Here is a 9263-nt window from a genome sequence, read left to right on the forward strand (position 1 = left end):
AACGTTATTTACAGAAAAAGTTTTAGAAACATACATAAAGATGCGCCCTTTGAGCCCTAACCTATCAGCAACATCCCTGATACGGGATACAAAAAAGCCAATGGGACACGGCCGCAAAGCCATTGAGACAACACCTCTATCCCATTGACTTTACAAACCTATCCCTTTGAGATACCAACCCTATCCCATTGAGATGCTATTGACAACCGGGCACTTAAAGAACAAAAAGTGAATGCACAACCGTATATTCCTATTCAATGAACGTGAATGCACTACCGCTGAAAGAATACGTCCTTGCCCATTCTCCAAATTGACGATTTCAAATCTGTCCTCTTCCAAGTGCTCCATCTCGATTTTCCCGTCATATAATTTAGGCCGCCCTCTTTTACCTGTAGGCTCTTCCGTGATGAGATAACGGAAATAGGCGTCATCTCTAAATCGGCTGATTACATGAAATCCCATTTCAAATGCGCCATACACAAAGGTGGATTTGGAGAAGTAGGCATCCGCAACCACATAGTTTGCCAGTCGCTGAAGTGTTTCCTTGCGTGTACACGGCACATGTAGATACCAGTCTATTAATGTGTATGTAACTTGCTCCGGTGTTTTTATCGGCGGTGTTTGAACCACTTCCGGATGGAAGCAGGCATGAAAGTCCGATAGCGTTGTTCACCAAAGCGACCATAACGACCCGGTTGAAGGAAATTAATCCGCCCGGGGATAATCAAATATAAAAGTAGGACTTCAAGCATAAACTTCTCACGCCATTTGTTTAGCTTTACCGCTGATTTAAGCAGCACACTATTTATTAGCTCTAAATATTGGTCAAGTTCGTTCAGATTCATTTTTTCAGGATGTGGAAACCCTTAATATAATGAATCGGGAGGACTTGACCTACTTTTTATTTGTTAATTCAAAACTTAACGAACTATTGCATAGGGAAGATCTCCAGAAATTGGCAGAAGAAGATAATCCCATCATAATATTAATGGAATAATTTTTGGTGGTACGAGCGAACTGTGTCAACTAAATATTTTTCATCCGTTGTCATATCCGGCTGAGCCAAATAGACATGAACCTATCATACACGATATACCCATCCGGTTGCCTCAATATAAACTCCTTATCTATTAATATCCTTAAGGAAGTATTCACGCTACTCACCGCCTTCAAATCATACTTTTTGATGAAGGCGGCAGCATTGACCTCCCGGACAATCCCTTCCTTGGCAATCGCTTTCAATAGCTGGATTTGATTAAATGTCAACAATTGGAAATAAGTCTGGTAGGTATATTCTTCTTCCCGTAAGATCTCCATCATGAGAGAATCAAGAAGCTCCGGAGAAAGTGTTTTTTCCGGTAAAGCGAAGAGACGGTTCAAAAGATATTGCACATACCAAGTATGCCCATCTACCCATGTGTACACCTTATCAAATATTTCTTCCGGAAGCTCCTTCCCTTCCTTCTCGAAGAAAGAATGGGCAAAGGAAAAATACACCTCCTTGCTGATCTTGTCTAAAAATAATTTCTGGGTGGATTGATAGAAGGGGCGCTTGATTGAGAAGAATATATATTCCATCAAGTGCTTTTTACTCCCCGAAAAGATAAAATGAACATTCGGCAAAAATTGAATATAAGAACGCAATAGGCCTTCCACCCCTTTCTCAGGATATTCCATGATTTGCTGGAACTCGTCAATAGCCAGATAACATTCTCTTCCAGACTGCCGCAAGTAGTCGAAAATCTCCTTCAGCGTAGATTGCGAGAGGTTATCCGGCTTACCAACGTGATATTTCTCCCATTATGAAGAGCGGATAAAATCACTTCTGTCTCTTTCTCCCGATCACAAAAATATTCTGGACCTTGATAACCAACTATTAAAAAAGGATTATTCATATTCAGCATCTTATTTGCATTACGCAATTCACGTAACGCAAATTACGTAATAAAAAACCAGAATAACAAGTAAACCGACTACTACTTACATATCCCGACACTCACCGACACTCGCCGATTCCCGTTTTTCAGAGGGTCTATCTTTGCATTGTCATTAGTAATTAACCTTTTAAAATTCAAAATTATGGCAGTGAAATTTAAAGTAGTAAAGCGTAAGGTATTGAACGGCGCAGAGAAAGACTCAGTAAAGAACTACGCGATCGCTAAAACATCGGGGACTTCGGACCTCAACAAATTATGTAAACTGATTTGCTCTCGCTCCACGCTTTCGTCGGCGGACGTGAAAGCGGTGCTCGATTCATTAAACTGGGCGATGGATCTGGAACTTTCCTCCGGCAACGTGGTGCAATTGGGAGAATTTGGAAACTTCCGTATGTCTATTAACTCCGAAGGAACGAATACGCCCGAGGACTTCGACGCCACCAAGATAAAGGGGGCACGTATTATCTTTTTCCCGGGCTCGGCCCTGCGGACTACCCGCAATGAGGTGAATTTCGAGCCTCTGGAGGTTACGAAAAAGAGCGCAGGTTCTGATAGCGAAAGCCCGGACGAGATATGAGAAAAATTGACCTGATCGTGATTCATTGCTCGGCAACCCGTGAGAATACGGATTATAGCCCGGAGCAACTGGAGAGTGACCACAAGGCACGGGGATTCCTCCGTGCCGGTTACAACTTCTACATCCGTAAATCGGGAGAAGTGGTGAACCTGCGCCCGCTAGAGCAAATTCCGGCTCATGCGAGAGGACACAACAAACACAGCATCGGGATTTGCTACGAGGGTGGACTGGACATCACCGGACAGTCACGGGATACCCGCACACAGGCTCAAAAGACCTCGTTGTTACGTTTGATCCGGCATCTCTTAATCTGCTTTCCCGGCTCATGGGTCTGTGGGCACCGGGATCTCTCGGAGGACTTAAACGGAGACGGGACGATCTCGCCGGATGAATGGATCAAACAATGCCCCTCATTCAACGCAATCTCCGAATACAAAGAACTCGTGTATGAGCTACGAAAAAAATAAGTAAAAAATCCATGCTCCCACTAAGGGTTTTCAAATTTGGTTGCGACTATTAGTATAGAAACAACTTAAAATGGAGAATAGCATAGATCATATTATCACAAGGATATTAAGTGGCAACAGCTCCTCGGAAGATTTTCTTTCGCTGAGCGAATGGCTGAACGCAGACGAAAAGAACAAAAAAGAATTTCGGTTGCTAAAGAGTTATTGGGATGCGGAAGTCTCGTTCAGCCATTCCTTAATGCCTAATGTGTCCCTCGATAATTTGAGAAAGAAGATCGACGATCAAAGCAGGCAAAAGAGATTGAGGCTGATCCGTTTCATCGCTACTCCCATTGCGGCGGCAATCGCCTTTCTTGTTCTGTTTTTCGCGACAATACACTTAAATACCCGGGAAGCTAAGGTTCAGCAATTCTATACCTATATAACCGATAAAAATAAATCTCATTTTACGCTAGATGATGGTACGAAGATCATTTTGAACCGGAATAGTTGCTTTACCTACTCTGACGCATACGGTACGGATCAGCGAAAGGTTAATTTGGAAGGAGAAGCCTATTTCGAGGTGGCGAAAAATCCGGAAAGACCTTTCATCGTCGATATGGGAAATGCCTCCATACGGGTATTAGGTACGACCTTTAGTGTAAAAGCCGATAAAGGGAAGGATCAGATCACGGCCGTCCTGCTGGAAGGGTCTATCCGTTTCGAAAGCCCGACACAACAAGTCTTACTCGCTCCCGACCAGCAACTTACATTCATCCGTTCAACGAACAAGATTGATATCCAATCCGTCAACGCAAAAGAAAATCTGGCATGGAAAGACGGCTTGCTAAAGTATAAATCAATAGCGCTTTGTACCTTGCTGAATGAGCTTGAGAAAAGATACGAGATTCCGATCCATATAGAAAACAAGAGATTGCTGGACCCGAATGTCACTGTATCCGGAACATTCAGTGAGGATCAATCTTTAAAGGAGATTTTACAAGTGATCTCTCGTAGTTTGCCGATCAAATGGTCACAAAGAGATGGAACTTACTATATTCAATAAAATAAAAATATCAACACATCTTAAAAAACAAGCAATGCCTATGAGATAACACGGATCCTATCTTTCAAAAAAACAAAACCGGCTGCAAAAATACAGCCGGCCCCATTAAAAAGAATTAATTCCTGCTTCTGCTACTCCACGACCAAATTTTGTGGCAGACGCATATTATCAACCTTTTATCAGTACAAAAATATGGAAAATGTTTCGTATTATAGGTCTTTTAGGTCCAAAGACTTAAAAAAAATGCTCTCGGTCCTAAAAATGTCCTTTATTTTACTTTTCTTGACACTGTTCCAAGCGGTAGCGACTAATTCCTATTCACAATCTGTAACGATTTCCGTGAAGACGGATCAAGCCCCGCTAACCGATCTATTCGCTATTATAGAAAAACAAAGCGATTTCTTATTTTTCTATGTGGATTCTGACGTAAAGAACGTAAAAGTGAGCGTGAACGCAACTGATAAGTCCATAGAAAATATCTTATCGCAAGCACTACGCAACACGAGTTTGAAATATTCGATCGAAGGACGAAATATCAATGTATTTAATAAAAACATTGTTGCCCAACAGACTAAGAAACGCATCACCGGTGTCGTTAAAGACCCGGAAGGAAACGCTATTATCGGTGCTAACGTAGTCGAGAAAGGCACGACCAACGGCACGATTACAGATCTGGATGGTAAATACGTTATGGAAGTATCCTCAAACGCAACTCTCGAGTTCTCTTATATCGGTTACATGACACAGTTGCAACCGGTAGGCGGCAAAAACGAGATCAATGTAAACTTGAAAGAGGACACTCAAAAACTGGATGAGGTAGTCGTAGTGGGTTACGGTACGCAGACGAAACGTGAGATTACCGGTTCTATCACCAACGTGACCGCTGAGGATTTCAACCAAGGTCTGACTCGTAACGCAGCGGATTTGTTGCAAGGTAAGGTGGCCGGTTTAACGATCAATACAGGTTCCGGCGACGTAACGGGCAACTCGACGATTCAATTAAGAGGTCTATCCACTTTGCAAAACGACCAAGGCCCGTTAATCGTTATCGATAACGTGCCGGGCATGGACATGTCTACGGTTAATCCGCAGGACATCGAATCTATCTCTATCTTGAAAGATGCCTCTTCAGCCGCTATCTACGGTTCCCGTTCAGCGGGTGGTGTTATCCTTATCACGACTAAGAAAGGTTACGCCAGCAAACCGACCATCGCTTATAATGGAGCGTTCGGTGTATCTACCTTGGCTAACAAGCCGAATCTGCTAACAGCGGACCAATGGCGTAGCTATACTTCCTCTACCCCGGGTAAGGACGGTAAGGATTTTGACATGGGAGCGAACACGGATTGGTTCGACGAGATCACGAGAATCGGTTTCCAACAGGATCATGCCGTGTCTTTATCAGGAGGTGGTTCACACCATAACTATAGAGGTTCCCTTTCTTATATGCAACGTGAAGGTATCGCATGCGATAACTCCATGAACCGTTACAACGCCCGTTTCCAATTCTCCCAACGTGCTCTGGAGGATCGTTTGAAAGTAAGCATCACCGGCGTGGCTACCGTTACAGATAACGCGCCGACCAATGCGACCAATTTCTTACTTGCCTACAATATGATTCCCGTTCGCCCGGTTAAGCTAGAGGATGGATCTTGGTTCGACACACGTGAATACGACCAAGGAAACCCGGTACGTAACCAGAAAGAGAATACACATAAGAACCGCATCAATAATTTCTATGGAACCGCTGATGTCGGTTATACGATTATCGATGGCTTAGAGGCTAAAGTTCTTTTAGCTAAAAGCCGGAATACGGAAGATGAGAGCAAATACAACAGTATCGAGTCTCAAGCCGGTTACAACGATGGCGGTAAGGCCGAACGTTGGTCCAGACTACGTGATAAAGACTTGATGGAATGGACCGCCAATTATTCAGCTGAGTTCAATAAGCATAAGATCAATGCCTTGATCGGTTACTCTTGGGAAGAAGAGAATTATGAGGAGACTCACGTACAGACCCGTGGTTTCGTCACTGATTTATTAGGTGCTAACAATTTAGCCGCGGGACAAAATCTGAATCCGGGAGACGCAGAGTCTCAAAAATGGCAAAGTCGCCTGATCTCTTTATACGCAAGAGCCAATTATAGCTTCAATGAGAAATATATGTTGACAGCTACCGTACGCCGGGATGGTTCTTCTAAATTTGGAACGAATAACAAATGGGGTACCTTCCCTTCCGTTTCCGTGGGTTGGAATATCACCCAAGAGTCATTCATGGAAAAAGTAAACTGGCTTAACGACTTAAAGTTAAGTGTCGGTTATGGTATCACTGGTAATCAAACAGGATTGGACCCCTACAAAACCCTCGAGCTTTACGGCACAGATGGTGTATATTATGATACCGGTTCTTGGCTACCTTCTTATAAAATCAGCCAAAACGCAAACCCAGACTTAAAATGGGAACAGACAGCGATGTTGAACATCGGACTTGATTTCTCCGTATTGGATAGCCGCCTAGGTGGTCGTATCGAATGGTATAACAAAAAGACCTCTGACATGCTTTATACCTATCCGGTGCCAACCCCTCCTTACCTATATAGCGAGATCATGGCTAACGTGGGCGATATGCGTAATACGGGTATCGAGTTGAGTTTGAACGCAGACGCTATCCGCACGAAGGATTTCGATTGGAACATCTCCTTAAACTTGGCTCATAATGAGAATGAAGTGACTCGTCTATCCAACGACGTATTTACAATGGATAAGATTTTATTAGGTGACGTATTCATCCGGGGTGGAAGCTCCAGCGGTACACACGTATTGGAAGAGGGATGCCCTATCGGACAATTCTATGGCTTGGTTTGCAACGGTATCGATGAGAACGGCAGATATATCATGGTAGATAAAGACGGTGACGGCGAGATTTCCGATCCGGCGGATTATGACTACATCGGATCCGCTCAACCGAAACTGACATATGGTATCACCAATACTTTCCGCTACAAGAATTTTGATTTGTCATTCTTCTTGCGTGGAACGATCGGTAATGATATATTGAACGCGACCCGCATGGCATACGCTCAATCCGGATTCTTGCCGGGAACAAACGCATTGGATGATCCATTGACCTATACGTTAAGCGAAACTCCAAGATTCTCCAACTATTACTTAGAGAAAGGTTCTTTTATGCGTCTCGACAACTTGACTTTAGGTTATAAGATCAAAGCATTGAATGGTATCCGTGTTTATTTCACGGCGCAAAACCTATTCGTTATCACGAAATATAAAGGTCTTGATCCCGAAGTTCCTATGGATTCAGGAGACGGTTTGACCCCGGGTGTAGAACCTCGTGAATTTTATCCGAAGGCACGCACATTCTCTGTTGGATTAAACTTGAATTTCTAATACACAAACAGTAACGATCATGAAAAGATTATTCAAAAATATAATATGTGCCGTACTCGCTCCGGTAGCACTTGTCTCTTGCATGGATTTGGACGAGAACGTATACGACAAGCTTCCTACCGACGAATTCGGGACAACAGAAAAGCAGATTAATGCGATCATGGCTCCGGCATACCAATCCCTAAAGAACATGCTGGCTTATGACGGTCCTTGGGGAGCGGCCGATATGACAGCCGATATCTTGATAGCACCGACACGTGTAGGTGGCGACTGGTGGGACGGCGGACAATACATGGAACAATGTATGCACAGTTGGAAACCGAACTCTTACTCCGTAGAGAATTGCTGGACATATTGTACGGAAGGTTTAACCACAGTTAATTCCGTATATAATATTATAGAGAAAAGCGAGGCGATGAGCGATGAACTTAAGCTTCAATACTTGTCTGAGCTAAGAGGATTACGCGCTTTCTGGTATTATGTAATCGTAGATATTTTCGGTAACGCTCCATTAGTGACAGATTTTGAGGATACCTCCTTGCCCTCCATCACGAGCCGTGCGGATCTGTATAAATACGTGGTGAAGGAATTAACCGAGATCATCCCGAACCTGCGCTCCGATGTATCAGACGCCAGCTACGGTAAGTTCACGCAAGGGGCTGCCCGTATGGTATTGGCAAAGATGTACCTCAACGCCGAGGAATGGATCGGCGAGCCGAACTGGAAAGGTGTAGTGGAGCAGTGCGACGAGATCATGAAACTCGAATATATCATCGAGCCGAATTGGAAAACCAATTTCGAGGTTCATAACGAGGTATCACGAGAGATTATTTTCCCGATCTGCTACAAGGCATCTGATGCTTGGGGTAACTCCATTCATCTTTGGACATTGCATTATCTGGATCCCGATGTATTAGGTTTCACCGGCGGTATGTGGAATGGTATCAACGCCCAGCCGGATTTTGTCCGCACATTTGATACGGAAGATCCTCGTTACGAAGGTTCGTTCTTGATTGGCCCGATGATCGACCCTAGCACGGGAGAGATTTTGAAAACGACCCTAGGACATGACTTGATCCATACGATCGACTTAAATGTGGTACCGGGAACTGAGAAAACCGATGCGGATGGTAACTTAACCCCGTGGGGCGAGGTTCACCAAGAAGACGGCGCACGTATCAATAAGTGGGTATATGAGAAAGGCATGCAAAATACCAATATGGAGAACGATATCGCTATCTTCCGTCTGGCCGATGTATACCTGATGAAAGCGGAAGCCTTGGTTCGTATGGGCGGGGATCTCGGTGAAGCTACTCGTCTGGTAAACGCTATCCGGGAAAGGGCTTACGGCAATTCCGATCATAATTACACGAGCGTGACATTGGACGATATCTATAACGAGCGTGGTTATGAGTTGGCATTCGAATTTGTCCGCCGCCAAGATATGATCCGCTTCGGGACTTATCTGAAACCGAGATATATGAAGCCGAAACAGACTCCGGAATATCGTAAGATCTTCCCGATCCCGTTCAAGGCTTGGCAGAAGAATAATAATTTGGTTCAGAACCCGGGATATCCGGCATTCTAATCATATCAGTCTGTTTTTAATATCAATTCTTTAGACCCCAATTCAATTATTAATCATAATATGAACAAATTTATGAAAGAGGTAAATAAACAATCCTGTCCGACTGGAATCTCGAGAAGGGAATTCCTTGGGATGGCAGCCACAGGTGCTGCCGCCCTTACGATCCTGCCCAGTTTTACCGTAGCGGGATTAGGACACGTAGCTCCCAGCGATAAGCTTTATATCGCGAAAATAGGCTGGGGGG

The 9263-nt window shown here is 44.0% G+C and carries 5 protein-coding genes and 2 pseudogenes; 6 read left to right on the forward strand and 1 reads right to left on the reverse strand.

The window, feature by feature from the left end:
• Positions 1–1047: 1047 nt before the first annotated feature.
• Positions 1048–1895, reverse strand: a pseudogene (locus QVP94_RS01850) (AAA family ATPase).
• 184 nt (positions 1896–2079) lie between these two features.
• Here QVP94_RS01850 and QVP94_RS01855 point away from each other — a divergent pair.
• The 6 genes and pseudogenes from QVP94_RS01855 to QVP94_RS01880 all read left to right on the forward strand — a co-directional run.
• Positions 2080–2514: an HU family DNA-binding protein gene (locus QVP94_RS01855; protein ID WP_005863956.1), complete on the forward strand. Its 435-nt coding sequence runs from the start codon at positions 2080–2082 to the stop codon at positions 2512–2514.
• Positions 2511–2981 carry an N-acetylmuramoyl-L-alanine amidase gene (locus QVP94_RS01860; RefSeq protein WP_008778853.1) on the forward strand — a complete coding sequence of 157 codons (471 nt, stop codon included), beginning with the start codon at positions 2511–2513 and terminating at the stop codon, positions 2979–2981. Before QVP94_RS01855 ends, QVP94_RS01860 begins: the two co-directional genes overlap by 4 nt.
• 70 nt (positions 2982–3051) lie before the next feature.
• Positions 3052–4026: a FecR family protein gene (locus QVP94_RS01865; protein ID WP_022191830.1), complete on the forward strand. Its 975-nt coding sequence runs from the start codon at positions 3052–3054 to the stop codon at positions 4024–4026.
• Positions 4027–4287: 261 nt separating this feature from the next.
• A complete protein-coding gene (locus QVP94_RS01870) occupies positions 4288–7431 on the forward strand; it encodes a SusC/RagA family TonB-linked outer membrane protein (protein WP_288213146.1) in 3144 nt (1047 codons plus the stop codon).
• A 19-nt stretch (positions 7432–7450) separates the two neighbouring features.
• A complete protein-coding gene (locus QVP94_RS01875) occupies positions 7451–9019 on the forward strand; it encodes a RagB/SusD family nutrient uptake outer membrane protein (RefSeq protein ID WP_005860631.1) in 1569 nt (522 codons plus the stop codon).
• Positions 9020–9091: 72 nt separating this feature from the next.
• Positions 9092–9263: pseudogene (locus tag QVP94_RS01880) on the forward strand (twin-arginine translocation signal domain-containing protein); the annotation flags it as partial.

The organism is Parabacteroides sp. CAG:2 (genome assembly GCF_000436315.1).
GTDB lineage: Bacteria > Bacteroidota > Bacteroidia > Bacteroidales > Tannerellaceae > Parabacteroides > Parabacteroides distasonis.

Bases quoted from the DNA above. Each gene is read 5' to 3' on its own strand.
- QVP94_RS01860 (WP_008778853.1), top strand. From the start codon at position 2,511: ATGAGAAAAATTGACCTGATCGTGATTCATTGCTCGGCAACCCGTGAG.
- QVP94_RS01855 (WP_005863956.1), top strand. From the start codon at position 2,080: ATGGCAGTGAAATTTAAAGTAGTAAAGCGTAAGGTATTGAACGGCGCA.
- QVP94_RS01870 (WP_288213146.1), top strand. From the start codon at position 4,288: ATGTCCTTTATTTTACTTTTCTTGACACTGTTCCAAGCGGTAGCGACT.
- QVP94_RS01875 (WP_005860631.1), top strand. From the start codon at position 7,451: ATGAAAAGATTATTCAAAAATATAATATGTGCCGTACTCGCTCCGGTA.
- QVP94_RS01865 (WP_022191830.1), top strand. From the start codon at position 3,052: ATGGAGAATAGCATAGATCATATTATCACAAGGATATTAAGTGGCAAC.